The sequence below is a fragment of the Streptomyces sp. NPDC086080 genome (assembly GCF_044540255.1).
Classification (GTDB): Bacteria; Actinomycetota; Actinomycetes; order Streptomycetales; family Streptomycetaceae; genus Streptomyces.
On record NZ_JBITRU010000026.1, the window covers coordinates 16,584 to 41,602 of the forward strand.

Consider the following 25,019-nt stretch of genomic DNA (forward strand, 5'->3'; position numbering starts at 1 on the left):
CGCGCTCGATGCGGTCCGCCGGGCGTGTACATACTCGCGCCGTGAACGGACCACCGGCGCACAACGGACCACCGCAGCGGCACACGGACGGCCGGCCCGGCCGGCCCGGCGGCCATATCGGTGTCTTCACCTTCCCCGCGTACGCGCACATCGCGCCCGCCGTGCCGATGCTGGCCGAGCTGGTGCGGCGCGGGCACCGGGTCAGTTGCCTCGTCCCGGAGCGGTTCGGCGACCTGGTCCGGGGTGCCGGGGCGGAGCCCGTCGTCTACCCGTCCACGTTTCCGTGGGCCTCGGGTCCCTCCGGTTCGGCGCTGGAGAACATCCTCGACTTCTTCGAGGAGGCGATCGCCCCGCTGGACAGGGCGGTGGCCCGTTTCGCCGGCGACCGGCCCGACCTCCTCGCCCATGATCTGGCGGCCTGTGAAGCGGCCCGGCTGCTGGCCCGTGCCTGGGACGTCCCGGTTCTGCAGCTCTGCCCGACCATGGCCTCGGGGCCGGGGTTCTCGATGGGCGAGCGGCAGAGCCGGGAGGCCACGGGGCCTCCCCCGGAGCCGATCGACCCGGCGGATCCCGCGATCACCTCGTTCGTCGGGCGCAAGGCGGAACTGCTCGCCCGGCACGGCCTCGACGGCGTCCCGGCCGACGGCCCCGGGCCCGAACACGGCCCCAACGTGGTCTTTCTGCCGAAGGCGTTCCAGATCGCCCCGGAGACGTTCGACGACCGGTTCGCCTTCATCGGCCCGTGCCTGGACGACACTCCGGCCCCGGACGACTGGCGTCCGCCGGAGGGCCGCCGGGTGCTGCTGCTGTCGCTCGGCAGTTCCCACACCCCCGACCAGGCGGACTTCCTGCGCGGCTGTGTCTCCGCGCTCGCCGACTCGCCGTGGCACGTCGTGGTGACCCTCGGCCATCGCGTCACCGCCGCCGAGCTGGGCCCGCTGCCCGGCAACGTCGAGGTCCACCAGTGGCTGCGCCACCCCGAAGTGCTGCGGCACGCCGCCGCGTTCGTCACGCACGCCGGCATGGGCAGCGTCATGGAGTCCCTCTTCCACGGGGTTCCGATGGTGCTCGTGCCGTACCACATCGACCAGCGGGTCATCGCCCGGCGGGCGGCCGAGCTCGACCTGGGCCGGGTCCTGCTCCGCGAGGCGGCCGGCGCGGACGCGCTGCGCGCGGCCGTCGACGAGGTCACCGGCAGCCCCCGTGTCGCGGCCGCCGTGGCCGGGATGCGCCGGCAGGTGATCGAAGCGGGCGGCGCGCCCCGGGGCGCGGACGTCGTCGAGGCCCTGATGCGTCGTCCCGCACGTCCACACACCCTCAACGCGCCATCTATGGAAGTGACTCAGCCATGAAGGGCATCATCCTCGCCGGAGGCGCCGGAACGCGCCTGCACCCCGTGACCCTCGCCGTCTCCAAGCAACTGCTCCCCGTCTACGACAAGCCGATGATCTACTACCCGCTGTCCGTGCTCATGCTCGCGGACGTCCGGGACATCCTCATCATCTCCACGGCCGAGGACCAGCCGCTCTTCCAGCGGCTGCTCGGCGACGGCTCCGACCTGGGACTGCGGCTCAGCTACGCCGTCCAGGCCGAACCCAACGGTCTGCCCGAGGCGTTCGTCATCGGCGCGGACTTCGTCGGCGACGACTCCATCGCGCTGATCCTCGGCGACAACATCTTCTACGGCCCCGGCATGTCCGACTTCCTGCGGGACAGCCGCGACGGCCTGGACGGGTGCGTGCTGTTCGGCTACCGCGTCTCCGACCCGGAGCGCTACGGCGTGGGCGAGGTCGACGACCAGGGCCGGCTCATCGGCATCGAGGAGAAACCGGAACGGCCCCGCACCGACCGCGCCATCACGGGCCTGTACCTCTTCGACAACCGTGCGCTCGACATCGCCAAGAACCTCACCCCGTCGGCGCGCGGCGAGCTGGAGATCACCGATGTCATCCGCCCCTACCAGCAGGAGGGCAAGGCGAAGGTGATCGACCTCGGCCGCGGTTTCGCCTGGCTGGACACCGGCACCCACGACTCGCTCATCGACGCCGGCCAGTACGTCCAGGTGCTGGAGCGCCGCCAGGGCGTACGCATCGCCTGCATCGAGGAGATCGCCCTGCGCCGCGGTTTCATCGACGCCGAGGCCTGCCACCGGCGCGGCGCGCGCCTGCCCAAGTCCGGATACGGCGAGTACGTGATGCACGTCGCCAAGAAGCAGATGGAGCTTCGATGAGCGCCCGGCACATCGCCTTCTTCAACTACGCGGCCCACGGCCATGTGAACCCGACCCTGCCGGTCGTCGCCGAGCTGGTCCGCCGCGGCCACCGGGTGACGTACGTGGTCGCCGAGCAGTTCGCGGACGTGGTCGCGGCGACCGGCGCCGAGGTGATCGGGTACGGCTCCGTCGTGCCGACGTCCTGGAACACGGTGGCCATCCCGGCGAAGATCACCGGCAACGACATGGCGGAGGCGGCGGTGGTCCACCTCTCCGAGGCGTTCGCGCCCCTGGACGAGGTGGAGAAGCGGCTGGGCGACGACAGGCCCGATGTGATGGTGTACGACGCGTTCGGTTACGCGTCGGGGCGGTTGCTGGCGCGCAAGTGGCAGCTGCCCTCGGTGCTGACCGCCACCACGTTCGTGGTCAGCGAGGCCTGCAACCCGTACGCCGCGCTCGCCGCGTCCATGACCCCGCCCGACCCCGGACACCCGGCGCTCGCCCGGCATCGCGATCTGCTGCGCGCCACACTGGACGCGCACGGACTCGGTGAACTGTCGAACGAGGAGTTCACCGGCGCCGCCGAGGAACGCACCATCGTCTTCGTACCGCCGGAGTTCCAGCCGGGCGCGGATACGTTCGACGAACGGCACGTCTTCGTCGGTCCGTGCATCGGGGACCGGGCCCTGCAGGGCGAGTGGCGGCGCCCGGACGACGGACGCCCGGTGGTGCTCGTCGCACTCGGCAGCTTCGGGTACGAGAACCAGGCGGCGTTCTACCGCGACGCGCTGGCCGCGCTGGCCGACCTGCCCTGGCACGTCGTGATGTCGCTCGGCGGGCTGGTCGGCCCGGACGATCTGGGCCCGCTCCCGGCGAACGTCGAGGCCCGGCCCTGGGTGCCGCAGTTGTCGGTCCTGGAACACGCGTCGGCCTTCGTCTCGCACGCCGGGATGGGCAGCACCATGGAGTCGCTGTCCTTCGGTGTGCCGCCGGTCGTGGTGCCCCGCACCGGCGAACAGGACCTGGTCGCCGCACGGGTGGCCGAGCTGGGCCTGGGCCGTGCCATCGCGCCGGGCGAGCTGACCGCCGACGGCCTGCGGGCCGCGGTGCTCGGGCTCACCGAGGACACGGCCACCCGGAGCCGGGTGCGGGAGCTGTCGGCGCGCATCGCCGCACGGCGCGGGCCCGCACTCGCCGCCGACACGATCGAGGCCCGGGCGGGCGCGGCATGACCGGTCCCTCCCCGGCGGAACCCGGTGGTCCGCCGCGGCACCTCGCCTTCCTGCCCTACCCGGCGTACGGGCACATGGTGCCGGTCCTTCCGGTGGTCTCCGAACTCGTGGCGCGGGGCCACCGCGTGACCTGCTTCACCACGGACGCGTTCACCGACCGGGTCCGCGCGACGGGGGCCGAGGCGTGCCTGTACGACCCACCGCTCTCGTCCGACCCGCCGCCGGACGTCATCGACGCCGACGAATGCGCGCGGGCCCCGCTGAAGCTGCTCGAGGCGAGTACCGCCGTGCTGCCGGCGATCGAGTCCCGTTTCGTGGACGGACCACCGGACGCCGTCGCGTACGACACGACGCTGTGGCTGACGGGGCGCCTGCTGGCCGCGCGCTGGGCGTGCCCGAGCGTGCAGCTGTCGCCGACGTTCATCTCCAACGAGCACTTCGACCTCTCCGAGCGGCATCAGGAGTTCGCCGGGCGGATCGATCCGGCGCATCCGGCGATCGTGGAGTTCGGCGAGCGGCTGACCGAGATCGTGGCCGGCAGCGGTCTCGCGGCCGAGCAGCAGGCCGAGCTGTTCTATGGGCGGCAGGAGTTCACCGTGGCCTTCGTGCCGAAGGCGTTCCAGTTCGCCGGTGGGACGTTCGACGAACGGCATGTGTTCGTGGGGCCGACGGTCTCGGGCGAGGACGGGGCATGGCAGCCGCCGTCCGACGGCAGACCGGTGCTGCTGGTCTCGCTGGGCACCACCGTCAACAACCGGCCGGACTTCTTCCGCGCGTGCGTGGCGGCCTTCGCCGACCTGCCCTGGCACACCGTCCTCGCGCTCGGCGACCGGGTCTCCCCCGCCGAGCTGGGGCCTTTGCCTCCTCATGTGGAGGCCCACTCCTGGGTGCCGCTGAGCGCCGTCCTGCCGCACACCTCGGTCTTCCTCTGCCAGTCGGGCATGGGCAGCATCCTGGAGGGGCTGCGCGCTGGAGTGCCCATGGTCGTCGTCCCGCACCACCCCGAGCAGCACGTCAACGCGGCCCGGCTGTCCGAACTGGGCCTGGCCCGGGTCGTACGGCGCGAGGACGCGACCGCCGGGACCTTGCGCGCGGCCGTGCTGGACGTCGCGGGCGACACCGCGCTGCGTGCCCGTGTCGGGGCCATGCGACCGCACGTGGAATCGGCCGGCGGTGCCCTGCTCGCGGCCGACGCGATCGAACGACGGCTGCGCGCCGTGACCTTGGAGACGCCATGACCCACCCGGATCCCCGTCCCGCCACCCGTCCGGACTCCGTCCACGGCGCCCGCCCCGGCACCGACGCCCCACCCCCTGCCCGGCCCGGCACCGGCCCCGACACCCCGCGCGGTGCCCGGGGCGGCGCCACGCCCGGCGCGGGACACAACGCGGGGCCCGGCGCGGGGCCCGGCGCGGGACACAGCGCGGGGCCCGGCGCGGGGCCCGGCGGGCGGAGCGACGGGCCCCCCGGTCCGGAGGCCGGGGAGACTTCCCCGGCGCCGGTCACGTTGCCGGTGGCGCGTGAGTGTCCCTTCGATCCGCCGGCCGCGTACACGGCTCTGCGCGAGGAGACCCCGGTCGCGCCGCTGGCCCTGACCGTCGGTCCCGGCGGGGGCACGGGCTGGCTGGTCACCCGGCTCGCGGACGCCCGGGCGGTGCTGAGCGACCGCCGCTTCAGCCATCGCAACGAGCTGATCGGCCTGCCCATCCCGCCGCCGTTCCCGATGGCCGGGTACACGCCGCCGCCCGCCGCGCCGGGTGCCTTCATCAAGATGGACCAGCCCGGCCACTCGCGCTACCGCCGGCTGGTGACCCGCCGGTTCACGATGCGCGCGATCGCCGGACTGACACCGGTCATCACCCGGCTGACGGCGGAACACCTCGATGCCATGGCACGCTCCGAGGGGCCGGTGGATCTCGTCACCGCGTTCGCCGAGCCGCTCCCCGTCCAGGTGATGTGCGAGATGCTCGGCGTCCCCGACGCCGTCCGCGAACCCCTCGCCCGGCACTTCGCGGTGCTGTCCCGGATGTCGTACACCGTCGAGGAGTTGATCGCCGCGTGCACGGCCGTCGCCGAGCTGCTGACGGACCTGGTGACGACGCGGCGCGAGAAGCCCGGCACGGACCTGCTGAGCGAACTGGCCGGCAACGGGGAACTCTCCGACGAGGAGGTCGTCAACATCGCCTGGGCGCTGCTCGGCGGCGGCTTCGACACCACCGCGAACATGATCGCCCTGAGCACGTTCGCCCTTCTCACCCACCCCGAGCAGCTCGCCACCCTGCGCGCCCGGCCCGAACTGGCCGACGACGCGGTCGAGGAGCTGCTGCGCTATCTCACCATCTCCCATCTGGGGGCGAGCCGCGCCGCCCTGACGGACGTCGAGCTGAACGGCGTCCGGATCCCGGCGGGTGACACGGTCGTGGTGGCGCTGCCCGCGGCGAACCGGGACCCCGCGCACTTCCCGGACCCGGAACGGCTGGACATCACCGCGTCCGCCCAGGGCCATGTGGCCTTCGGGCACGGCGAGCACCAGTGCATCGGCCAGCACCTGGCCCGCAGCGTGCTGCGCGTCGCCCTGCCTGCGCTGTTCGACCGCTTCCCGGACCTGCGCCTGGCGACCGACCCCGCGAAGGTTCCCCTGCGCTCGGACATGCTGCACTACGGCGTGCACGAGCTGCCGGTCGCCTGGGGCGCCGGGGGCTGAACGCGACAAAGGAGGTGGCCGCCGGACCACGGGGTCCGGCGGCCACCTTCGTATGGTGCCGTGCCGTCAGCTCTCGTCCGGCCACCGTTCGGGGTGTTCCCGGTACCACCGCACCGTGCTCTCCAGCCCCTGGTCGAACTCGATCGCCGGGCTGAAGCCCAGCTTCGTGATCTTGCCGAAGTCCAGGGCGTACCGCAGGTCGTGGCCCTTGCGGTCGGCGACATGGTGGATCAGCGCCGGGTCCGCGCCGCACAGGTCGACGAGCCGGCGCGCGATCGAGGCGTTGGCCACCTCGACGCCGCTGCCGATGTTGTAGATCTCGCCGGGCGCCCCGTCGGTGAGCACGAGCTGGAGCGCCGCGCAGTGGTCGGCGACGTGCAGCCATTCCCGGACGTTGCGGCCGTCGCCGTAGAGCGGCACGGGTCTGCCGCGCAACAGGTTGGTGATGAACAGCGGAATGAGCTTCTCGGTGTTCTGGTACGGGCCGTAGTTGTTGGAGCAGCGGGTGATCCGGACGTCCAGGCCGTGCGTGCGCCAGCAGGCCCGCGCGATCAGATCGCTGCCGGCCTTCGACGCCGAGTACGGCGAGTTGGGCAGCAGGGGCCATTCCTCGTCCCAGGCACCGGACTCGATGGAGCCGTACACCTCGTCGGTGGACACGCACAGCACCGTCGTCACGCCGTGGCGCAGGCAGGCGTCCAGGAGCAGCTGGGTTCCGAGCACGTTCGTCGACACGAACGGCGCCGCGCCCACCAGGGACCGGTCGACGTGCGACTCGGCCGCGAAGTGGACCACCACGTCATGGCCGGGCAGGGCCTGTGCGAGCGCGTCGGCGTCGCGGATGTCGCCCCGCACGAACGTCAGCCGTGCGTGGCCGAGCGGCAGGTTGTCCGTGGTGCCCGCGTAGGTGAGCAGGTCGAACACGGTGACTTCGGCGTCCTCGTATCCGGCGTACTCGCCGGCGAGCATCGCGCGGACGTACTGCGAGCCGATGAATCCCGCGCCGCCCGTGACAAAGACCTTCACGTCGCTCCGCCCCTCAGCCGACCGGCAGGACCTTGAGCGAGCGGCGCTGTACGCCGTCGCCGGTGTCCGCGATCGAGGACAGGTGCGAGACGACCCGCTCCTCGGCGGGGTCGTTCGCCGGGTCGTCGTGCACGCGCAGGATGTCGTACGTGGTGCTGCGCTGGGCCGGCACCCGGTCGGCGCCCCGGATCAGCTGCAGCAGCTCGGCCAGGTTGGAGCGGTGCTTGGCCCCGGCCGACGACACCACGTTCTCCTCCAGCATGATGGAGCCCAGGTCGTCGGCGCCGTAGTGCAGCGTCAGCTGGCCCATCTCCTTGCCGGTGGTCAGCCAGGAGCCCTGGATGTGGGGCACGTTGTCGAGGAAGAGGCGGGCGACGGCGATCAGGCGCAGGTATTCCAGCGACGTGGCCTGCGTCTGCCCCTTCAGCTTGTTGTTCTCCGGCTGGTAGGTGTACGGGATGAACGCCCGGAAGCCTCCGGTACGGCTCTGCACGTCCCGGATCATCCGCAGGTGCTCGATGCGCTCGGCGTTGGTCTCGCCGGTGCCCATCAGCATCGTGGTGGTGGACTCCACGCCCATCCCGTGCGCGATCTCCATGATCTCCAGCCAGCGCTCGCCCGACTCCTTCAGCGGGGCGATGGCGTTGCGGGCGCGGGCGGGCAGCAGTTCGGCGCCGGCGCCGGCGAACGAGTCGAGACCCGCCTCCTTGATGCGGCCGATCGCCTCGTCGACGGAGACGCCCGAGACCTTCGCCATGTGCTCCACCTCGGACGCGCCCAGCGAGTGGATCACCAGCTCGGGGAAGCGCTCCTTGATGGCGCGGAACATGCCCTCGTAGTACTCGACGCCGTAGTCGGGGTGGTGACCGCCCTGGAACATGATCTGCGTGCCACCGAGTTCGACGGTCTCCGCGCAGCGGCGCAGGATGTCGTCGAGGTCGCGGGTCCAGCCCTTCGCCGTGTCCTTCGGCGCCGCGTAAAAGGCGCAGAACTTGCACGCCGTGACGCACACGTTGGTGTAGTTGATGTTCCGCTCGATGATGTACGTCGCCAGGTTCTGCGTGTCGGGGTAGCGGCGACGGCGTGCGGCGTCCGCGGCCTGCCCCAGCGCGTGCAGTGGCGCGTCCCGGTAGAGCTCCAGAGCCTCGTCGGGCGTGATACGGCCTCCGGTGGCGGCACGGTCCAGAACAGCGGTGAGATGACTGGGCGGGTTGGCCACGTCGGGCCACCTTTCTTCTCTTGGGTGGTCGGGCTCGCGGTGCTGGGGCCTGCGGCGGGAGTGGCGTCGCCCGGCAGGCGGGGCACTCCCGCGAGGGGCCCTAGGGGGTGTCCAGCAGGCCGATCCGCACGTCCGGCGGGAACCCGGCGGCGTCGCCGCCGACCCGCCGGGCGAATTCGCGAAGGCCCGTCAACTGCCGTTCGCCCAGGCTGAAGTCGAGCGCGGACAGGTAGTAGCGCTTCAGGGTGGCGGCGTCGAACTCCGCCCAGCGGGCGGCCTTGCGGCACACCTCGTCGATCTCGGCGAGGAACAGCTCGCGCGAGGCGAGGAATCCGGAGTGCACCTCGCGGACCAGGTCGGGGCGGTCCGTGAGGAAGTCGCGCCGGGCGGCGAACACGGCGAACACGAACGGCAGCCCGGTCCACCGGCGCCACATGTCGGCCAAGTCGTGCACCTCGAACCCCAGGGTGTCCGCCTCCAGGAGCGAGGCCCGCAGCGCGGCGTCGCCGATCACCACGGCCGCGGGGGCGTCCGCCAGCATGGTCGGCAGATGCGGCGGACAGGTGAAGTACCTCGGCCGCACACCGATGTGGTCGGTGAGCAGCAGCTCGGCGAGGCGTACGGAGGTGCGGCTGGTGGTGGTGCAAGCGAGCGGGACGCCGTCCAGGCTCGTGAGGGGCACCTTGCTGAGCAGCAGGCAGGACATTACGGGTCCGTCCGCGCCCACCGCGATCTCGGGCAGCACCACCAGCTCGTCGGCGTGCCGCAGGTACTCCATGACGCTGATCGGGCCGATGTCCAGTTCACCGGAGACCAGAGCGTCACTCAGCCGCTCCGGGGTGTCCCGGCGCAGGTCGAGGTCGAGCAGACTGCCCGTGCGGGCCAGGCCCCAGAACAGGGGCAGGCAGTTCAGGAAGTCGATGTGACCGACGCGCGGCCGGCCGGCCGTGGTGCGAGGGCCTTCGTGGGCCGCCCGGCGGCCGGTGACCGTCGTCATGAGTCGTCGGCCGCGTCCGGTCCGAAGACCTCCACGCCGTCGTGTGCCCGACGCACGTGGATGCAGTCGCCCGGACACTCCTTGGCGGAGTCGGTGACGTCGCGCAGGGCGATGGTGGGCACCACGACGGTGGCACCCGCGTCCTGGAGCAGTTCGCCGTCCGCGTCCTTGACATAGGCCAGGCCGTCGACGTCCAGTTCGAAGATGTCGGGCGCGTACTGGCAGCAGATGCCGTCACCCGTGCACAGATCCTGGTCGATCCAGACCTCTAGGGTCTCGTCCTGCGCGGTCATCGCGCACACCTACCGATCCTTGTCGTGGTTGTGGGCACCGGGCTCAGACCCGCATGGGCTGCGGGGACTCCCGGCGGGCCGGGTCCGGGCCCTCGTACTCCCGGATGACCTCGTAGCGCGTGTTGCGCTCGACGGGCCGGAAACCGGCGTCGCGGATCATGTCGAGCAGGCCCTCGCGGGACACCTTGTCCGGGGTGCCGTAGTTGTCCGCGTCGTGCGTGATCTTGTACTCGACGACCGAGCCGTCGATGTCGTCGGCTCCGTGGCTGAGGGCGAGCGCGGCGGTGCCCAGGCCGTGCATCACCCAGAAGACCTTCACGTGCGGCACATTGTCGAAGAGCAGCCGCGAGACGGCGAACGTCTTGAGCGCCTCGGCCGGCGTGGCCATCTTCGTCTTCGCCATCAGCCGGTTGCGTACGACGCCGTCCATCGAGTCGTGGAAGTCGTGCTGGTAGCGCAGCGGGATGAAGACCTGGAAGCCGCCGGTCTCGTCCTGCAGCTCCCGCAGCCTGAGGACGTGGTCGACGCGGTGCCGCGGCTCCTCGATGTGCCCGTAGAGCATGGTGCACGGCGTCTTGATGCCCTTGGAGTGGGCCAGCCGGTGGATGCGCGACCAGTCCTCCCAGTGGGTCTTGTGGTCGACGATCTGCTGCCGGATCTCCCAGTCGAAGATCTCCGCGCCGCCGCCGGTCAGGGACTCCAGGCCCGCGTCGATCAGCTCGTCGAGGATGTCACTGGCGCTCAGCCCCGAGATCTGCTCGAACCAGTGGATCTCGGTGGCGGTGAAGGCCTTCACCGCCACGTTCGGCGGCAGGGCCTCCTTCAGTGCCCGGATCGAGCGCGGGTAGTAGCGCCACGGCAGGGTGGGGTGCAGGCCGTTGACCACGTGCAGCTCGGTGAGCTGCTCCGACTCCATCTCCTTGGCGAGCTTCACCGCCTCCTCGATGCGCATCGTGTACGCGTCCTTCTCCCCCGGCTTGCGCTGGAAGGAGCAGTAGGCGCACGAGGCCGTGCACACGTTGGTCATGTTGAGGTGCCGGTTGATGTTGAAGTGGACGACGTCGCCGTTCAGCTGCATCCGTACCTGATGCGCCAGCCCGCCGAGCCAGGCCAGATCGTCGCACTCGTACAGGGCGATGCCGTCCTCGCGGCTGAGCCGTTCACCGGCCTCGACCTTCTGCTCGACCTCGCGTTTGAATCCTGCGTCCACCCGTGCCATCTCCTCAGATTCGGGTTCCGCCCTGGGAACGGTCCGCTCGGCCGCCAGCACAACAGCTGGGGCAGCGCAGCTCCATGCTGGGGGAGGCACCCCTAAGAGATTCCCTACAGCTCCGTTGCCCGGGCCCCGGCGCCCCCGGCGGCCCGTACCGTGAGCCGTCCCGAACGATCGGACAACTCACCCTCGGCGTAAGGAAGTTGACGCATGTCACGTACGGAGACCGCCACCCCCACACGGCGCACGGCCGGCGGGCGGTTCGTGTACCTCGTGATCGCGACGGGGGCGGCCGTGGCCGTCTGGCTCGTCGCGCATCCGCTCCTCGACATCTCCCTGAAGGCGAAGACGAGCGGCGGCGAGGCTCAGGAGGTGGGCCTCGCCGCGGTCGTCGGCGCGTCGCTCGTGGCCGGCCTGGCCGCCTGGGGCCTGCTGGCGGTGCTCGACCGGACGACGGCGGCGGCGCGCACGGTGTGGACGGCGGTCGGCACCGTGGTGTTCCTGCTGTCCCTGATGGGGCCGGCCGGGGCCGAGGGGACCGGGGCGAAGATCGCCCTGGCGTGCATGCACCTCGTGGTCGCGCTGGTACTTATTCCCGGCTTCGCCCGGACCGCGCGCAGGAGTTGAGCACCGCACCGGTGGTCCGCCCACCGGCCGTCGCCGGCACGCCCCGCGGGCGGCCCCGGCGCCCGCAGGACGTGCCGGCCCGTCCCACGGGCCTGACGAAGCACTCGGGCCTGGCGAAGCCGTCCCGCGCGCCGCGCGCCGCACCCTCGGCGCGGGCGGGCGCCCGGTTCCGGCGCCGCGGCCTCCGCGCGACCGCCGGGGCGCCGCTCGGCATCGGCGCGCGGCGCCGGAATCGGCGGCGGCCCTGGGGGCGCCTCGGGGGACCGAGGCGCCCCCAGGGCTTCGACGGGAGGTGCCGGGCCGGGGGACGACGAGGGCTCGTGGAGTGCCCCGGCCGCCTCGTCCGCCGCGCGTCAGGCCGCGGCGCTCGCGTGGAGCGCGTCGACGATGCGGTCCACCTGGTCGGCGGTGACGATCAGCGGCGGGGCGACCGCGAGGACCGGGCCCTCACTGCGCACGACGACCCCGCGGGCCAGGCAGCCGCCGGCCACCTGGGCGGCGCGCTCGAACGTGTCGAACTCGATCCCGGCGAGCAGGCCCTCTCCCCGTACGTCGCGTACTCCGTCCAGGTCCTTGAGCCGGTCGGTCAGCCCGCCCAGGAGGAGCCGGCCCATGGCGTCGGCGTGCTCGACCAGCCCGTCCTCCTCGATCGTCCGCAGGACGGCCAGCGCGACCGCCGCGCCGAGGGCATGACCGCTCGTCGTGTGCCCGTGCCGCAGACCGCCGAGCATCGGGTCCCCGGCGAACACCTCGGCGACCGCCGTGGTCGTCGTGACGGCGGCGAGGGGCACGTATCCGGCCGTCAGCCCCTTCGCCAGGGTCACCAGATCCGGGCGGATTCCCTCCCGCTGGTGTGCGAACCAGGCGCCGGTGCGGCCGAGACCGGTGGTCACCTCGTCGACGACCAGGAGGATCCCGTACCGGTCGCAGATCTCCCGCACCTCGCGCAGATACCCGGGCGGCAGGGGGCGGATCCCGCCGACCCCGAGCACCGGTTCCACAAAGAACGCGGCCACGCTCTCCGGGCCGGCCGCCAGGACGGCCCGCTCAAGATCCGCCGCCCCGGACCCGGAGCCGTGCGGTCCCGCTATCTGGACGAACCCCTCGGGGCGGGGCCCACATCCGGTCCACGCCAGCGGGGAGGCCGACATCGCCGCGGTGGCGAGGGTGGTCCCGTGGTAACCGTCGGCGAGCGAGATCACCGTGCTGCGCCCGGGCTCGCCGCGCAGCGCGTGGTGCATCCGGACGATCCGGATCGCCGCCTCCGCCGCCTCCGAGCCGGAGTTGCAGAACAGGGTGTGGCTCAGGGGTTCGCCCAGCAGCTGGGCCAGTCGGGCCGCGAGCCTGACGGCGGCCTCGTTCGACGCGCCCAGCAGCGCGTACGTCATGAGTTTGCCGGCCTGCTCGCCGAGGGCGGCCAGGATCTTCGGATGGCGGTAGCCGAGGGTCGCGTTGAACTGGCCGCTGCGGCCGTCCAGATAGGTGCGCCCGTAGGAGTCGGTGATCTCGCAGCCCTCGCCGGAGACCAGCACCAGCGGGTCGGCACCCGCCATCGGGGTCCACGGGTGCAGCAGGTGACGGCGGTCGAGTGCGGCCAGTTCGTCGCCGTCCGGCGCGTGGGCTGCGGGTGATGCGGTGTCGGTCATCGGCACGGCTCCAGGGAGAGGTCGGGGCGGGCTGGGGTGGTCATCGGCTACCACCGCACCGCGGCCGCCGCGGCGAAGTCACCGGCATGGGCGAAGCCGGACAGCACGAGGAGATCGCCCTTGGTGATCCGTCCCTCGTCGCGGGCCTGGGCCAGCGTGACCGGGATGCCCGCGCCGAAGAGGTTGCCGTACTGGTCGAAGGTGTCGAGGTGGCGTTCGGGCTTCAGTCCCAGCTCCGTGTGCCAGTTGGACAGGAACATCCGGTTCGGCTGGTTGGTGATCAGCACATCGATGTCGCTGGTCGGCGTGTCCAGGCGCGCGCACAGCTCCGAGGTGACCTGCGGCACCAGCCGGTTGCCGCGCGCGACGATCTGCTTGACCCTGCTCTCGGTGAAGCCGATGTCTATCTCGCCCTCGCCGGGTTCCCAGTACTTGCGGGTGTCCACGGCGAGCGTCATGTCGTTGGCGTACTCCACCCCGTGGTAGGTCACCAGGTCCAGGACGGGCGATGCGTCGCCGGCCGAGAGGAACCCGACGCCGCAGCCGTCGCCGGGCACCGCGGCGTGCTTGCGGCCCCTCACCTCCGGCCGGGCGAAGAGCTGGCCGGCCATGTTCTGCACACAGCAGATCAGCGCCGTACGCGCCTGCCCGGAGGCGATGAGGCTGCGGCCGAGCTTCATCAGGTACACGAACGAGGCACATCCGCTGTTGTGGACGTCGATGATCCACTCGGGGACCGGGTCGAGCCCCAGCCGGGCCACGATGTCGGCCCCGGCTCCGGTGAACGCGCGGTCGGGGAGTGCCACGTTCGTCAGGACGACGTCCACGCGGTCCTCGCCGAGGGCGCGTCGGCGCTCCAGCACCGGCCGGGCCGCCTCGACCGCCATGTGGGTGGCGGTCTCGTGCGGCGCCGCATGACGTCTGCGGGCGGGCGGCCCGAACATGACGCCGTCGGCGGGCGGCGCCTCGTCACCCGTGTAGAAGGAGGTGTCGACGCTGTGCGCGGGCAGGTAGCTGCCCACGTCCGTGAGGCTGACCGGGATCACGCACCGACCTCCGCGCCGGAGGCGACCTCGATCGGCAGCCCTCGGCTGTGGCGGTACTCCAGGATCCGCTTGAGGTTCTCGAGCTCGATGCGGTGCCCCGCGAAGAACAGCGGCCACAGGTCGCCCACCCAGACCCGGTCCGGGCTCGGGGCCAGTTCGGGGTAGGGGTTCTTGTCGTAGTGGGGGTGGCGGCAGTTGGTCCACAGGACCACGGAGCCCGGCCTGCCCAGCACCTGCTCCGCGGGAACGATCCGGAAGAGGTAGATCATCCAGAGTTCCTCGCCCTGGTCCCAGGCGCAGTGGTAGTCGAGCGTCAGCGCCTCGCGGTTCGGCTTCAGCCGCATGAAGATCCGGGTGTCGTCACCCAGGGTGTCCCAGCCGGCGTAGAGCCCGGGTTCTTCGGTCGGCTCAAACGCACGGGTGCTGACGGAGTACTCGTCGAGGCTGTTGATGTCGCAGAGGTAGTCGAACACGTCCTCGGGCGGACAGTCGATGTACTCCTGGACCGTGCAGAAGTCCCCGTACACCTCGTCGTGCGCGTACTGCGGCCGGGTGCCGGCCGTGGCGAGGGCGAGGATGTCCTCGCGGGGGGTGGTCTCGCACCGGATCAGGCCGGGGACGTCAGCCAACTGGTGTGACGCGGTCGCCATGAGCAGCTCCTGGTTCGCTGGGAGGGTCGTCGATCAGACGGAGGAAGGGCACGAAGGGCGGTGTCTCGTACGGGTCGGACTCCACACAGACCAGCGCGGGACCGGCACCGGCGTTCGTCTCGGCCAGGGCCCGGCGCAGCTCGTCGGGCGTCCGCGCCGAGCGGGCGGTGAGCGTGGGGAACATGGCACCCGCGCCGGCCGCGATGTCGGCGGGCCGGAAGGTGTTGTACGAGTAGTCGGCCGCGTAGAGCAGTTGCTCCCGCAGGACGCACATCGCGTGGGCGTTGTTGTTGAAGACGACGAAGGTGACCGGCAGATCGTGCTCGACGGCCGTGTGCACCTCCATGCCGTGGGCGTAGAAGCCGCCGTCCCCGGAGAGCACATAGCTGCGCCGGCCGGTGGCGAACGCGGCCCCGATCCCGGCTCCGAAGCTGTGTCCCATCCCGCCCATGCCGAGGGCGAGGACGAACTGTCCGCGCGGGGGCACGGACAGATGGTGGATGGCCGCCGCGCTCGCGTTGCCCGCGTCGGAGACCACGGTGGCGTCGTCGGGGAGCAGCGACTCGATCACCTGGACCGCGTCGACGAGTCGCAGTCCGGCTGTGTCCGAGGCCGGTGCCGATGCCGATGCCGGTGCCGGTGCCGGTGCCGGTGCCGCCAGGTATTCCAGCCCTCCGACGGTGCCACGGGACGGCTCCGGGCGGAGCGGCAGCGCGGCCAGACGCTCGGCGGCCGCGCGCAGTTCGGTCCGCAGATCACCGTCCACGTGCAGGACGGGCGGGCCGTCGACGGTGCGGGCGGTGAAGGGCGGCTCGGGGTCGTAGCAGATCAACGAGGTGTTCCCCAGGGCCTCTTCCAGCCCGGTCCTGGCCATCACCGGCAGCCGGGTGCCCACGAGCACGCAGAGTTCCGCCTTCTCCAGGTGGCGCGGCACGGTGGGGTGCCCGATCGCGCCAGCTACTCCGGCGAACCTCGGATCGTGGTTGTCGAAGGCGTCCTTGGCCTCGGGGGTCACCGCCACGGCGGCTCCCAGCAGGCCCGCCAGCCGGGCGAGTTCGGCGCGGGCGTCCCCCCGTCCGACACCGTCCCCGGCGACGACGAGGACGTCCGCGCCGCGCCCGACGGCGTCGGCGAGCAGATCGGCCGCGGCGTCCCGGTCGGCCGCCGCACGCGGGTCAGCCCCGGCGGGTGCCGTCTCCGGCCCGGACAGCAGCCCGGCGAGATCGGGCACCGGGTCCGAGGGAGCCTGCTGGACGTCCTTCGGCAGCAGCAGGACCGCCGGGCCCCGGCGCGGCGCCCGGGTGGCGGCCACCGCCTCGGTGAGCAGCTTGCCGAGGTCCGAGGGGTCGTCGACCCGGGCACAGAAACGCGAGACGGTCCGGAAGAGTTCGACGGCGTCGAAGGCACCGGCCAGGCCGCTGGAGTCCTGGAAGGCGCCGTGTCCCTCCAGCGGCCGGGGCGGCTGGCCGATCAGGGCGAGCAGCGGAATGCGGGCGGCGTGGGCCTCGGCGAGACCCGGCACCAGATTCATCGCGCCGGCACCGGAGGTCGCCATCACGACGCCTGGCTTTCCGGACGTCCGGTGATATCCCTCGGCCATGGTCACGGCCGAGAATTCATGCTTGGCGACCACCGCACGGACCTTTCCGCCCGTTGCCTGGGCGGCGTCGTACAGGTCCTCGATGTTCGCGCCACCGACTCCGAAAAGGTGGTCGACGCCGAAGTCGGCCAGTGCGGATATGATGCGGTCGGCGACACGCGGCCGGCTGTTTCGCATGGAGCTGCCTCCCCTGGGTCCGGTGATCCGTGGCCCACCGATGGATGCTGCGTTCTTTCCGCGCGGAAGACGGTCCCGGGTCTCCACCGGACATCCGGTGGAGACCCCGGCACGGAATACCGGACGGGGGATTCCAGGGATTCCGCGGCCTCCGGAGCCCATGGGCCCTGGTGGAACAGAGGGCTACGGGGCACAACATAGACGGCGCCATATGCCCAGGGGCGCCGCGCTCATTCCGACTGGAACCTTCACTAGTCTTCAGGCCGGCCCATGAGCCGTTCCGGTCGTCCGGGCCCCACACTTCCCGCATGACACCAGTTCAGCCGCCGCACGCACGCGCAGGGGAGCTGGCCGCGTTGCGGGAACGGATCCGGCGCGGACCCGGCGCCGGGGCCACCGAGGCCCAGCACGCCAAGGGAAAACTGACCGTCCGCGAGAGGCTTCGGCTCCTCTTCGACGAAGGCACCTTCACCGAGATCGAGGAACTGCGCAGACACCGCGCGTCGGGTTTCGGCCTGGAGAGGCGCAGGCCCCACACCGACGGTGTCGTCACCGGCTGGGGCCAGGTGCACGGCCGCAAGGTGTTCGCCTACGCCCACGACTTCCGCATCTTCGGCGGAGCGCTGGGCGAGGCCCACGCCGCGAAGATCCACAAAGTGCAGGATCTCGCGCTGACGACCGGAGCGCCTGTGGTGGCCCTGTGCGACGGCGCCGGGGCGCGCATCCAGGAGGGAGTGTCCGCGCTCGCCGGATACGGCGGCATCTTCCAGCGCAACGCCCGCTGTTCGGGCACCATCCCGCAGATCAGCGTGATGCTCGGCCCGTGTGCGGGCGGCGCCGCCTACTCCCCGGCTCTCACGGACTTCGTCTTCATGGTGCGCGGCATCTCCCAGATGTTCATCACCGGTCCGGACGTGGTCCGGGCGGTCACCGGGGAAGCGGTGTCGGTCGACGAGCTGGGCGGCTCGGACGTCCACTCCACCCGTTCCGGGGTGGCGGCGTTCGCCTATGACGACGAGGAGACCTGTCTGGAGGAGGTCCGCTATCTGCTGTCGATGCTGCCGGCGAACAACCGGGAGCTGCCGCCCGCGGTGTTCTGCGACGACCCGCCGGACCGGCGCAACGAATCCCTCCTCGATCTGGTTCCCTCGAATCCGGCGCACGCCTATGACATGCGCGCGGTCATCGAAGAACTGGCGGACGACGGCGAGTTGTTCGAGACCGGCGCGTCGTGGGCCAGGAACGTGATCTGCGGTCTGGTACGGCTGGGTGGACAGGTCACCGGCATCGTCGCCAACCAGCCCGAGGTCCTGGCGGGTGTGCTGGACATCGGGGCGAGCGAAAAGGCGGCTCGTTTCGTCCAGTTCTGCGACTCCTTCAACATTCCGCTGGTGACCCTGGTCGACGTGCCCGGATTTCTTCCCGGCACGGAACAGGAGCACGACGGAATCATCCGGCACGGCGCGAAACTCCTGTACGCGTACTGCAACGCCACCGTCCCGCGGATCCAGCTCATTCTGCGCAAGGCCTACGGCGGCGCGTACATCGTGATGGACTCCCGCTCCATCGGCGCCGACCTGTCCTTCGCCTGGCCCACCAACGAGATCGCGGTGATGGGCGCCGAGGGGGCCTCCGACATCATCTTCCGGCGCGAACTGGCCGCGGCGGACGACCCCGACGCGCTGCGTGCCCGACTCGTCAAGGAGTACACGGCCGAACTCATGCATCCCTACTACGCGGCGGAACGCGGTCTGGTCGACGATGTGATCGACCCCGCCGAGACACGTCAGGTGCTCATCCGGTCGCTCGCGATGCTCGTGGCCAAACGGGCCGACCTGCCCAGCCGCAAGCACGGCAACCCGCCCCAGTGAGGACACCCGCACCCCGGCCCCGGCCCCGGCCCCGGCAGGAAGGCTGAACGTCGTGGAGGAAGCACGCCCGGACCCGGCCGGCGCTCACGTCCTCGTCGTCACCGCGGTGTCGGCGGAACGCGACGCGGTCGCCGCGGCGTTCGGCGGGCCCCGGCAGGAGATTCCGCGCGCCGGGGTGACCCTGCACCGTGTGACGGCGCCCGGCACCACCGTGGACCTGCTGGCCGGAGGGGTGGGTCCCGCCGCCGCGGCCGCCGCGGCCGCCGTCGCCCTGACCGCCGCCGCGCTCACGGGCGCGGCATACGACCTGGTCGTCAGCACCGGGATCGGCGGCGGCTTCCCGCCCGACGCCCCCGTCGGGTCGCTCGTCGTCGCGGACGAGATCGTCGCCGGGGATCTGGGCGCCGAGACGGCGGACGGTTTCCTGTCGCTGCCCGCCCTCGGCTTCGGCCGGGTCACCCACCGTCCGCCCGAGGGCCTGGTCCGCCGGTGCGCGGCGGCGACCGGAGCGCGGGTGGGTCCTGTGCTCACCGTCTCCACGGTGACCGGCAGCGCCCGGCGCGCCGCCGCACTGCGCGCCCGGCATCCGGGCGTCCTCGCCGAGGCCATGGAGGGCTTCGGCGTCGCCGAGGCGGCCTCGGTGGCGGGCTGCCCCGTTCTGGAGATCCGGGCCGTGTCCAACCCCGTCGGGCCGCGCGAGCGCGACCTGTGGCGCGTCGAGGACGCGCTGACCGCCCTCACCGGGGCATTCGTAAAACTGACGCGCCACTGCGCGGAGAGGACGCTCCGACCGGCATCGCCGTGACCGCCGCGTCCCCCGGGTCCGGCCGTCCCGGTCCCCCGTCGCGCCGCGTCCACGACCGGCCGGGGGCAGCTCGGTTCAGACGGGTGCCCCCGCCGACGTCACCGTGTCCCAGTGGACCGTGCGGTCGCACCAGCGGTTCAGGAGGGTCCGGTCGTGGCCCACGGCCAGCAGGCCCGCGTCCGTGGCCGTGCGGTAGTCCTCGACGACGCGCACCAGCGCGGCCGTGGTCGACGCGTCGAGCATCGCCGTCATCTCGTCGCAGACGAGCCAGCGGGGGCGCAGCACCAGCGCGCGGGCCAGACAGGCGCGTTGCAGCTGGCCGTCGCTGACCTCGTGGGGGCGGCGGGTGAGCAGGTCCGGGGTCAGGCCGACCGTTTCGGCGAGTTCGGTCACCCGACCCGGGACCGCCGAGCGGCGGCCCGTCGCCCGCAGGGGTTCCGCGATCAGGTCGGTGAGGCGCAGCCGGGGGTCGGCGGAGAGGCGGGGCTGCTGGAAGACCACGCCGACGGTGGTGCGCCTGGCGCGGGGGGCCCGGTGGCGGTAGCGGTGGACGGGGGTGCCGTCGAGGACGACTTCCCCGGAGTCGGGGCGGTGGAGGAGGGCGGCGACCCTCGCGAGGGTGGATTTGCCGCAGCCGCTGGGGCCCAGCAGGCCCACGGCCTCGCCGGGGGCGACGGTGAGGGTCGCGTCGCATACGACGGGAGCGCGGCGGTCGTAACCGGCGGTGATGGCGCGCAGTTCAAGCACGGATGTCCTCCGAGGTGGGGGCCGGGGCGGGGACCGCGGCGGCCGGGGCCGGGTGATGGCAGGCGACCGGGCCCGTGAAGGGCGGGAGGGTCGTGCAGAGGTCCGTGGCGCGGTCGCAGCGGGGGGCGAAGGCGCAGCCGTCGGGGAGGTCGCCGAGTTCGGGCGGCAGTCCGGGGACGGGGGTGAAGGACCTTTCGGGAAGGGCCTCCAACAGGCCCCGGCTGTAGGGGTGGCGAGGGCCCGGGGAGCCGAAGAAGGTCCTCGCGTCAACCAGTTCGACGATGCGGCCCGCGTACATCACCGCCACACGGTCGGCGACGCGTTCCGCCGCCGCCAGGTCGTGCGTGATCATCAGCAGCGCCCGGTCGCCGTCGGCGTCGACGTGACGGCGCAGTTCGTCGACCGTGCGGTCCACGAGGTCCCGGTCCAGTCCGGTGGTGGGTTCGTCGGCGAGCAGCAGGGGGGCGTCGCCGATCAGGGCGAGGGCCGTGGCGGCTCGCTGGGCCAGGCCGCCGGAGAGTTCGTGCGGGTGCCGGTCGAGGTGGTCCGCGGGGAACCCGGCGCGTTCGGCGGCCTGTTCGGCGGCCGCGCGCAGGGCCGTACGGCCGCGGGTGCCGGTGAGCTGGGCGACCGCCTCCTCTGTCTGGGAGCGGATCGTGCGGACGGGCGTGAGGTGGGCGGCGGGGCTCTGCGGGACGAGACCGATACGGCGGCCCCGTACGGTGCGGGCGAGGGTGCGTTCGCCGACGGTGAGCAGGTCCAGGTCGCCGAGCAGCGCACTGCCCGCGGTGCGGGCGTTGCCCGGGAGCAGGCCGAGGAGGGCGGAGGCCAGGACGGACTTGCCGCAACCGCTCTCACCGATCAGGGCCAGGCACTCCCCCGGCGCCACGTCGAAGTACGCGTCGGTGACGGCGGCGACGCGACGGCCACCGGGCAGCAGGAACCGCACGAACAGCCCACGGACCGCCAACACGGGAGACCCCTCCCCCGCCACGCCGTCGGCCGCCGGCACGGAAGACCGCTCCCCCGGCACGCCGTCAGCCGACGGGACGGAAGACGGCTCCACCGGCACAGAGTCAGCCGACGGCACACGGGACCGCTCCGTCGTCACCGCGTCGGCCGACGGCACAGCAGACCCCTCCGACGTCACCACGTCGGCCGGCACGGGAGGTCGCTCGGTGGTCAAAGCATCAGCTCCGATCGGCGGCGCGGGTTGATCCGCTCCCGCCAGACACCGGCGAGGCCGGCGATGGCGAGGGTGGGGATGATCAGGAAGAGGCCGGGGAACAGGGTGGGCCACCACTGTCCGGCGAGCAGGGAGCCGCGGGCACCCTGGATGAGGGTGCCGAGGCTCGCGGCGTGGGTGGGCAGGCCGAGGCCCAGGAAGGACAGGGCCGACTCGTGCCACATGGCGTGCGGGACCATCAGGACGGCGGCGAGGCCGGCCTGGGGCAGTACGCCGGGGAGGAGGTGACGGACCGTGACCCGCCACCGGGACGCGCCGCCGGAGACGGCCGCGTCGATGTAGGGACGGGAGCGCAGCGACAGGACCTCGGCGCGGACGATGCGGGCGGTGGACAGCCAGTGGGTGAGGGCGACGGAGATCACCACCGGCCAGACACCCGGCCGGAACATGGCGACGATGAAGATGCCGAGCAGCAGGTGCGGGACGGAGGACAGGGTGTCGACCACGCGCATGACCAGGCGGTCGGCCCGGCCGCCGAGCGCGCCGGCGGTGGCGCCGACGGCGGTGCCGATCACCGTGGCGGTGAGCGCGGCCACCACGCCCACCATGAGCGACACCCTGAGTCCGTAGACGCAGCGCAGCAGCAGGTCGCGGCCCACGTCGTCGGTGCCGAAGGGGTGCGCCCAGCTCGGTGGCAGGAGCTTGGCGGCCAGGTCGACGGCCTGCTGGTCGAGCTGGACCACGGGCGGTACGAGCAGGACCGCGAGCGCCGTCACGGCGATCAGCGCGGCGGAGACGCGCAGGCGGAGGGTGTGGGTGGAGCGGCGGGTGGTGCCGTGCGAGCGCCACACGGTCGAGGGCGTGTGCTCCACGGCGCGCGCGTGCTCCACGGCGCGCGCGTGCTCCACGGCGCGCGCGTGCTCCACGGCGCGCGTGTGCTCCACGGCGCGCGCGTGTTCCGCGGCGCCCGTCTTCTCCACGGCGCGGGTCTCTGCCGCCCCGCCCGTCTTCTCTGCGGTGGTGTCAGCCACGGGAGTCACATCTCATTCGGCTTCACCCTCGGGTCGATCAGTCCGTAGAGCAGGTCGGCGAGCAGGTTCCCGGCGAGGACGGCCGCGGTGGCGAGGGCGGTGAGCGCCGCCAGCAGCGGGAAGTCGACGGCGGTGGCCGCCTCCACGGTGGCCGCGGCGATGCCCGGCCAGCTGAAGACGCTCTCCACGAGCAGCGCGCCGGTGATGAGTTCCGGGACGCGGGAGCCGATCAGGGTGAGCACGGGCAGCAGTCCGCAGCGCAGGGCGTGGCCGAGCAGGACGGTGCGTTCGTTCAGGCCGCGGGCCCTGGCTCCGCGTACGGGGTCCTCCGCGAGGGCGTCGCCGACCCCCTGACGGACGTACAGGATGAACCAGGGCAGCTGGGAGACGGCGAGGACGCCGGCGGGCAGCACCAGGTGGCTCGCGACCTGTCCGAAGGTGACCCGGTCGCTGCCGGTGTCGGTGAGGCCGCCGGCCGGGAGGACGTCCAGGTGGAGGGCGAACAGCCAGACCGCGAGCAGGGCGATCCAGAAGACCGGCGCCGCCTCCAGGGAGTACGCGAGGGAGGTGACCGCGCGGTCGAGGAGCGAGCCGGGACGGCGCGCGGCGAGCACGCCGAGCGCGGTGCCGAGCAGGACGGCGACGGCGAACGCGACGGCGCACAGCAGCGTCGACCAGACGAGGCGTTCGCCGATGACCTCGGCCACCGGCCGGCGCATCACGGTGGACAGGCCGAGGTCGCCGCCGAGTGCCGAGGTCAGCCAGTCCCACCAGCGGGCGGTGAAGGGCCGGTCGACGCCGAGGTTGTCCCGCAGCCGGTCCAGGGTGGCCCGGTCGGCGCCGAGCGCGGCGGTGCCCGCGTATGCCTTGACGGGGTCGAAGGGGGAGGCCGCGGCCACGGCGAACGCGCCGAAGGTGACGACGAGGAGCACCGGCACGGCGTACAGGGCCCGCCGTGCCGTGAGCCGTGCCATCGCTCCCCAGGGGGCGCGGGTCATGCCTGGGGCCGCCAGTCCTCGACGTTCCACCAGGGGCCGCCGGCGAAGCCGTGCTCGTGCGGTTCGGTCTGGGTGGTGAGGTCCTTCCAGCGGTCGTCGAGGACGTACATGTGGTCGATGTGGGTGAGGAAGGTGTAGCCGGGGTCCTCGACGAGAGCGCGCTGCAGGGTGTCGTAGGCCTCCTTCCGGACCTTGGTGTCCTGGCTGCGGCGCGCGGTGTCGAGGGCCCGGTCCACGGCGGGGTTGTCGTAGCGGGCCATGTTGTTGAAGCCGTCCCCGGCGAGGGTGGAGTGCAGCAGCGTGTAGAGGCCGAAGTCGGGGTCGCCGGTGCTGCCGAAGCCGGCGAGGACGGCGTCGTGTTCCATCCGGGGTTCGATGACCTCCCAGGTGGCGCTCTCGACCCTGACGTCCAGGCCGGCCTTCTTGGCGTCAAAGGCGTAGGCGAGGGCGTGGTCCTGGCGGACCTTGTCGCCGGAGGGGTAGTACAGGGTGAAGCGGGCGGGGCGGCCGTCCTTGGCGCGGATGCCGTCCTTGCCGGGCCTCCAGCCGGCCCGGTCCAGTACGCGCCCGGCTTCGGCGAGGTCCTGGGGGCGTTCGACGTCCTTGGCGAACCAGGGGTCGTCGAGGGGCAGCGGACCGTAGGCGGGGCGTCCGGCGCCGTCGAGGATCGTGTCGACCATGGCCCGGCGGTCCACGGCGAGGTCGAGGGCGCGGCGGACGGCGGTGTCGCCGGTGACGGGGTTGCCGGTGGGGAGGGAGACCGCGCGGAAGTCGTAGGACGTCGCCCGGTACGTCCTCCTGTGGTCGCCGCTCTTGAAGGTGGCGGCGAGGTCGGGCGGCAGGACCGCGCCGTCGAGGTCGCCGGAGCGCAGCCGGGTGGCGCGGACGTCGTCGTCGGCGATGATCGCCATGGTGAGCTTTTTCACCTTCGGAGCGCCGCCCCAGTAGTCCGGATTGGCCTTGAAGGTCAGCTTCTCGCCCTTGCTCCAGCCGGTGAGGACGTACGGCCCGGTGCCGACCGGTTCGGTGCCGAAGGCGCCGGTGTTGGGGTCCTGCCGTCCGGCGATGTGCTCGGGGACGACGGGCAGCACCGTGCGGGCGGCGAAGGCGGCGTACGGGTGGTCGAGGGTGAAGACGACCGTGTCGTCGTCGACCGCCCTGACCTCCTTGATGGCGTCCAGTTCGCTCTTGGCGGTGTTGTTGGTCCTGTCGTCCAGCACGGTGCGGTAGGTGAACACCACGTCGTCGGCGGTGAGCGGCTCGCCGTCGCTGAACCTCACGCCGTCGCGCAGGGTGTACGTGTAGGTGAGGCCGCCGTCGGTGACCTCGGGGAGCGCCTTCGCCAGCGCGGGCTCGAGGCCGAGGTCGGCGGTGCGGGCGAGGAGCCCGTCGAAGATCTTGGAGTTGCCGTCCTTGCCGTAACCGAGGAGCGGGCTGAGGGTGTCCGGTTCGCTGGAGACCCCGATCACCACGGATGCGGCGGACGCCCCGCCGTCCGCGCCGCCGGTGCCCGGCGCCGAGCAGGCGGTGACCGCCCCGGCCAGCGCCACCGTGGCGGCGGCGGCCCGTATTCGTCGGGTCGTCATCGAACCTCGCATCCCTCTTGCCTCCAAATCGCTGTTGCATATTAGTTGCAGCAAGGTTCTGCCCAGGACGGCGGGCCCTCAGTCCCCCCGTCCCGACGGTCGGCGCAGCTCCTGTCAAGCGCGTGGGTGTGCGCCGGGCCGCGAGCCGCCGGG

At 72.3% G+C, this 25,019-nt stretch carries 22 protein-coding genes; 8 read left to right on the forward strand and 14 right to left on the reverse strand.

Annotated features, from left to right (window positions below; translation table 11 throughout):
* The first annotated feature begins 41 nt into the window (after positions 1–41).
* Genes ACIF9R_RS26685 through ACIF9R_RS26705 form a run of 5 tightly spaced genes read left to right on the forward strand, consistent with a single transcriptional unit; the run spans position 42 to position 6,148 of the window.
* Entirely contained in the window at positions 42–1,352 is a 1,311-nt protein-coding gene (locus tag ACIF9R_RS26685) for a macrolide family glycosyltransferase (protein WP_399984902.1), read from the forward strand.
* Complete coding sequence (rfbA, locus tag ACIF9R_RS26690; protein ID WP_399984903.1) at positions 1,349–2,230, forward strand: glucose-1-phosphate thymidylyltransferase RfbA; 882 nt, start codon at positions 1,349–1,351, stop codon at positions 2,228–2,230. Before ACIF9R_RS26685 ends, rfbA begins: the two co-directional genes overlap by 4 nt.
* The gene (locus ACIF9R_RS26695; protein WP_399984904.1) at positions 2,227–3,444 is read left to right on the forward strand and encodes a macrolide family glycosyltransferase; all 1,218 of its coding nucleotides are present in this window, start codon (positions 2,227–2,229) and stop codon (positions 3,442–3,444) included. The genes rfbA and ACIF9R_RS26695 overlap by 4 nt, the downstream gene beginning before the upstream one ends.
* Positions 3,441–4,682, forward strand: coding sequence for a macrolide family glycosyltransferase (locus tag ACIF9R_RS26700; RefSeq protein ID WP_399984905.1), 1,242 nt, complete (start codon positions 3,441–3,443; stop codon positions 4,680–4,682). The genes ACIF9R_RS26695 and ACIF9R_RS26700 overlap by 4 nt, the downstream gene beginning before the upstream one ends.
* Positions 4,679–6,148: a cytochrome P450 gene (locus ACIF9R_RS26705; RefSeq protein ID WP_399984906.1), complete on the forward strand. Its 1,470-nt coding sequence runs from the start codon at positions 4,679–4,681 to the stop codon at positions 6,146–6,148. Before ACIF9R_RS26700 ends, ACIF9R_RS26705 begins: the two co-directional genes overlap by 4 nt.
* 66 nt (positions 6,149–6,214) lie before the next feature.
* On the opposite strand, the gene rfbB is transcribed toward ACIF9R_RS26705, so the two are convergent.
* From rfbB to mqnE, 5 genes are all read right to left on the reverse strand, one after another.
* Complete coding sequence (gene rfbB, locus ACIF9R_RS26710; protein ID WP_399984907.1) at positions 6,215–7,174, reverse strand: dTDP-glucose 4,6-dehydratase; 960 nt, start codon at positions 7,172–7,174, stop codon at positions 6,215–6,217.
* A gap of 13 nt (positions 7,175–7,187) precedes the next feature.
* Entirely contained in the window at positions 7,188–8,393 is a 1,206-nt protein-coding gene (gene mqnC, locus ACIF9R_RS26715) for a cyclic dehypoxanthinyl futalosine synthase (protein ID WP_399984908.1), read from the reverse strand.
* Between the two features lie 100 nt (positions 8,394–8,493).
* Entirely contained in the window at positions 8,494–9,390 is an 897-nt protein-coding gene (locus ACIF9R_RS26720) for a menaquinone biosynthetic enzyme MqnA/MqnD family protein (RefSeq protein WP_399984909.1), read from the reverse strand.
* Entirely contained in the window at positions 9,387–9,683 is a 297-nt protein-coding gene (locus ACIF9R_RS26725; protein WP_399984910.1) for a ferredoxin, read from the reverse strand. The genes ACIF9R_RS26720 and ACIF9R_RS26725 overlap by 4 nt, the downstream gene beginning before the upstream one ends.
* A 43-nt stretch (positions 9,684–9,726) precedes the next feature.
* Positions 9,727–10,893 carry an aminofutalosine synthase MqnE gene (gene mqnE / locus ACIF9R_RS26730; protein ID WP_399984911.1) on the reverse strand — a complete coding sequence of 389 codons (1,167 nt, stop codon included), beginning with the start codon at positions 10,891–10,893 and terminating at the stop codon, positions 9,727–9,729.
* Positions 10,894–11,106: 213 nt separating this feature from the next.
* Between mqnE and ACIF9R_RS26735 the strand changes: the two genes are divergently transcribed.
* Positions 11,107–11,523: a DUF6069 family protein gene (locus ACIF9R_RS26735; RefSeq protein ID WP_399984912.1), complete on the forward strand. Its 417-nt coding sequence runs from the start codon at positions 11,107–11,109 to the stop codon at positions 11,521–11,523.
* A gap of 353 nt (positions 11,524–11,876) precedes the next feature.
* Here ACIF9R_RS26735 and ACIF9R_RS26740 read toward each other — a convergent pair whose 3' ends face one another.
* From ACIF9R_RS26740 to ACIF9R_RS26755, 4 genes are read right to left on the reverse strand one after another with little or no spacing between them, the layout of a single operon-like run.
* The gene (locus ACIF9R_RS26740) at positions 11,877–13,169 is read right to left on the reverse strand and encodes an aspartate aminotransferase family protein (protein WP_399984913.1); all 1,293 of its coding nucleotides are present in this window, start codon (positions 13,167–13,169) and stop codon (positions 11,877–11,879) included.
* Between the two features lie 47 nt (positions 13,170–13,216).
* Complete coding sequence (locus ACIF9R_RS26745) at positions 13,217–14,215, reverse strand: 3-oxoacyl-ACP synthase III family protein (protein WP_399984914.1); 999 nt, start codon at positions 14,213–14,215, stop codon at positions 13,217–13,219.
* Positions 14,212–14,865: an SRPBCC family protein gene (locus tag ACIF9R_RS26750; protein WP_399984915.1), complete on the reverse strand. Its 654-nt coding sequence runs from the start codon at positions 14,863–14,865 to the stop codon at positions 14,212–14,214. Before ACIF9R_RS26750 ends, ACIF9R_RS26745 begins: the two co-directional genes overlap by 4 nt.
* A complete protein-coding gene (locus ACIF9R_RS26755) occupies positions 14,837–16,642 on the reverse strand; it encodes a thiamine pyrophosphate-binding protein (protein ID WP_399984916.1) in 1,806 nt (601 codons plus the stop codon). Before ACIF9R_RS26755 ends, ACIF9R_RS26750 begins: the two co-directional genes overlap by 29 nt.
* Before the next feature lie 308 nt (positions 16,643–16,950).
* Here ACIF9R_RS26755 and ACIF9R_RS26760 point away from each other — a divergent pair, with 308 nt between their 5' ends.
* Positions 16,951–18,513, forward strand: a complete 1,563-nt coding sequence (locus tag ACIF9R_RS26760) for an acyl-CoA carboxylase subunit beta (RefSeq protein ID WP_399984917.1) — start codon at positions 16,951–16,953, stop codon at positions 18,511–18,513.
* Between the two features lie 52 nt (positions 18,514–18,565).
* Complete coding sequence (locus tag ACIF9R_RS26765; RefSeq protein ID WP_399984918.1) at positions 18,566–19,318, forward strand: futalosine hydrolase; 753 nt, start codon at positions 18,566–18,568, stop codon at positions 19,316–19,318.
* Positions 19,319–19,393: 75 nt separating this feature from the next.
* Here the strand turns inward: ACIF9R_RS26765 and ACIF9R_RS26770 are convergent, their stop codons facing one another.
* From ACIF9R_RS26770 to ACIF9R_RS26790, 5 genes are all read right to left on the reverse strand, one after another.
* Positions 19,394–20,065, reverse strand: a complete 672-nt coding sequence (locus ACIF9R_RS26770; RefSeq protein ID WP_399984919.1) for an ABC transporter ATP-binding protein — start codon at positions 20,063–20,065, stop codon at positions 19,394–19,396.
* Positions 20,058–21,077, reverse strand: coding sequence for an ABC transporter ATP-binding protein (locus ACIF9R_RS26775; protein ID WP_399984920.1), 1,020 nt, complete (start codon positions 21,075–21,077; stop codon positions 20,058–20,060). The genes ACIF9R_RS26770 and ACIF9R_RS26775 overlap by 8 nt, the downstream gene beginning before the upstream one ends.
* Before the next feature lie 170 nt (positions 21,078–21,247).
* Positions 21,248–22,141 carry an ABC transporter permease gene (locus ACIF9R_RS26780; RefSeq protein WP_399984994.1) on the reverse strand — a complete coding sequence of 298 codons (894 nt, stop codon included), beginning with the start codon at positions 22,139–22,141 and terminating at the stop codon, positions 21,248–21,250.
* A gap of 146 nt (positions 22,142–22,287) precedes the next feature.
* Positions 22,288–23,256 (reverse strand): ABC transporter permease, encoded by a 969-nt coding sequence (locus tag ACIF9R_RS26785; protein WP_399984921.1) that lies wholly within the window; start codon positions 23,254–23,256, stop codon positions 22,288–22,290.
* A gap of 20 nt (positions 23,257–23,276) precedes the next feature.
* The gene (locus ACIF9R_RS26790) at positions 23,277–24,866 is read right to left on the reverse strand and encodes an ABC transporter substrate-binding protein (RefSeq protein ID WP_399984922.1); all 1,590 of its coding nucleotides are present in this window, start codon (positions 24,864–24,866) and stop codon (positions 23,277–23,279) included.
* Positions 24,867–25,019: the final 153 nt, after the last annotated feature.

What these genes read in the sequence shown, in the direction of transcription:
- rfbA (WP_399984903.1), top strand. Translation starts at nt 1,349, where the DNA reads ATGAAGGGCATCATCCTCGCCGGAGGCGCCGGAACGCGCCTGCACCCC.
- ACIF9R_RS26695 (WP_399984904.1), top strand. Translation starts at nt 2,227, where the DNA reads ATGAGCGCCCGGCACATCGCCTTCTTCAACTACGCGGCCCACGGCCAT.
- ACIF9R_RS26700 (WP_399984905.1), top strand. Translation starts at nt 3,441, where the DNA reads ATGACCGGTCCCTCCCCGGCGGAACCCGGTGGTCCGCCGCGGCACCTC.
- ACIF9R_RS26705 (WP_399984906.1), top strand. Translation starts at nt 4,679, where the DNA reads ATGACCCACCCGGATCCCCGTCCCGCCACCCGTCCGGACTCCGTCCAC.
- ACIF9R_RS26720 (WP_399984909.1), bottom strand. Translation starts at nt 9,390, where the DNA reads ATGACGACGGTCACCGGCCGCCGGGCGGCCCACGAAGGCCCTCGCACC.
- ACIF9R_RS26725 (WP_399984910.1), bottom strand. Translation starts at nt 9,683, where the DNA reads ATGACCGCGCAGGACGAGACCCTAGAGGTCTGGATCGACCAGGATCTG.
- ACIF9R_RS26735 (WP_399984912.1), top strand. Translation starts at nt 11,107, where the DNA reads ATGTCACGTACGGAGACCGCCACCCCCACACGGCGCACGGCCGGCGGG.
- ACIF9R_RS26740 (WP_399984913.1), bottom strand. Translation starts at nt 13,169, where the DNA reads ATGACCGACACCGCATCACCCGCAGCCCACGCGCCGGACGGCGACGAA.
- ACIF9R_RS26750 (WP_399984915.1), bottom strand. Translation starts at nt 14,865, where the DNA reads ATGGCGACCGCGTCACACCAGTTGGCTGACGTCCCCGGCCTGATCCGG.
- ACIF9R_RS26755 (WP_399984916.1), bottom strand. Translation starts at nt 16,642, where the DNA reads ATGCGAAACAGCCGGCCGCGTGTCGCCGACCGCATCATATCCGCACTG.
- ACIF9R_RS26760 (WP_399984917.1), top strand. Translation starts at nt 16,951, where the DNA reads ATGACACCAGTTCAGCCGCCGCACGCACGCGCAGGGGAGCTGGCCGCG.
- ACIF9R_RS26785 (WP_399984921.1), bottom strand. Translation starts at nt 23,256, where the DNA reads ATGGCACGGCTCACGGCACGGCGGGCCCTGTACGCCGTGCCGGTGCTC.
- ACIF9R_RS26790 (WP_399984922.1), bottom strand. Translation starts at nt 24,866, where the DNA reads ATGACGACCCGACGAATACGGGCCGCCGCCGCCACGGTGGCGCTGGCC.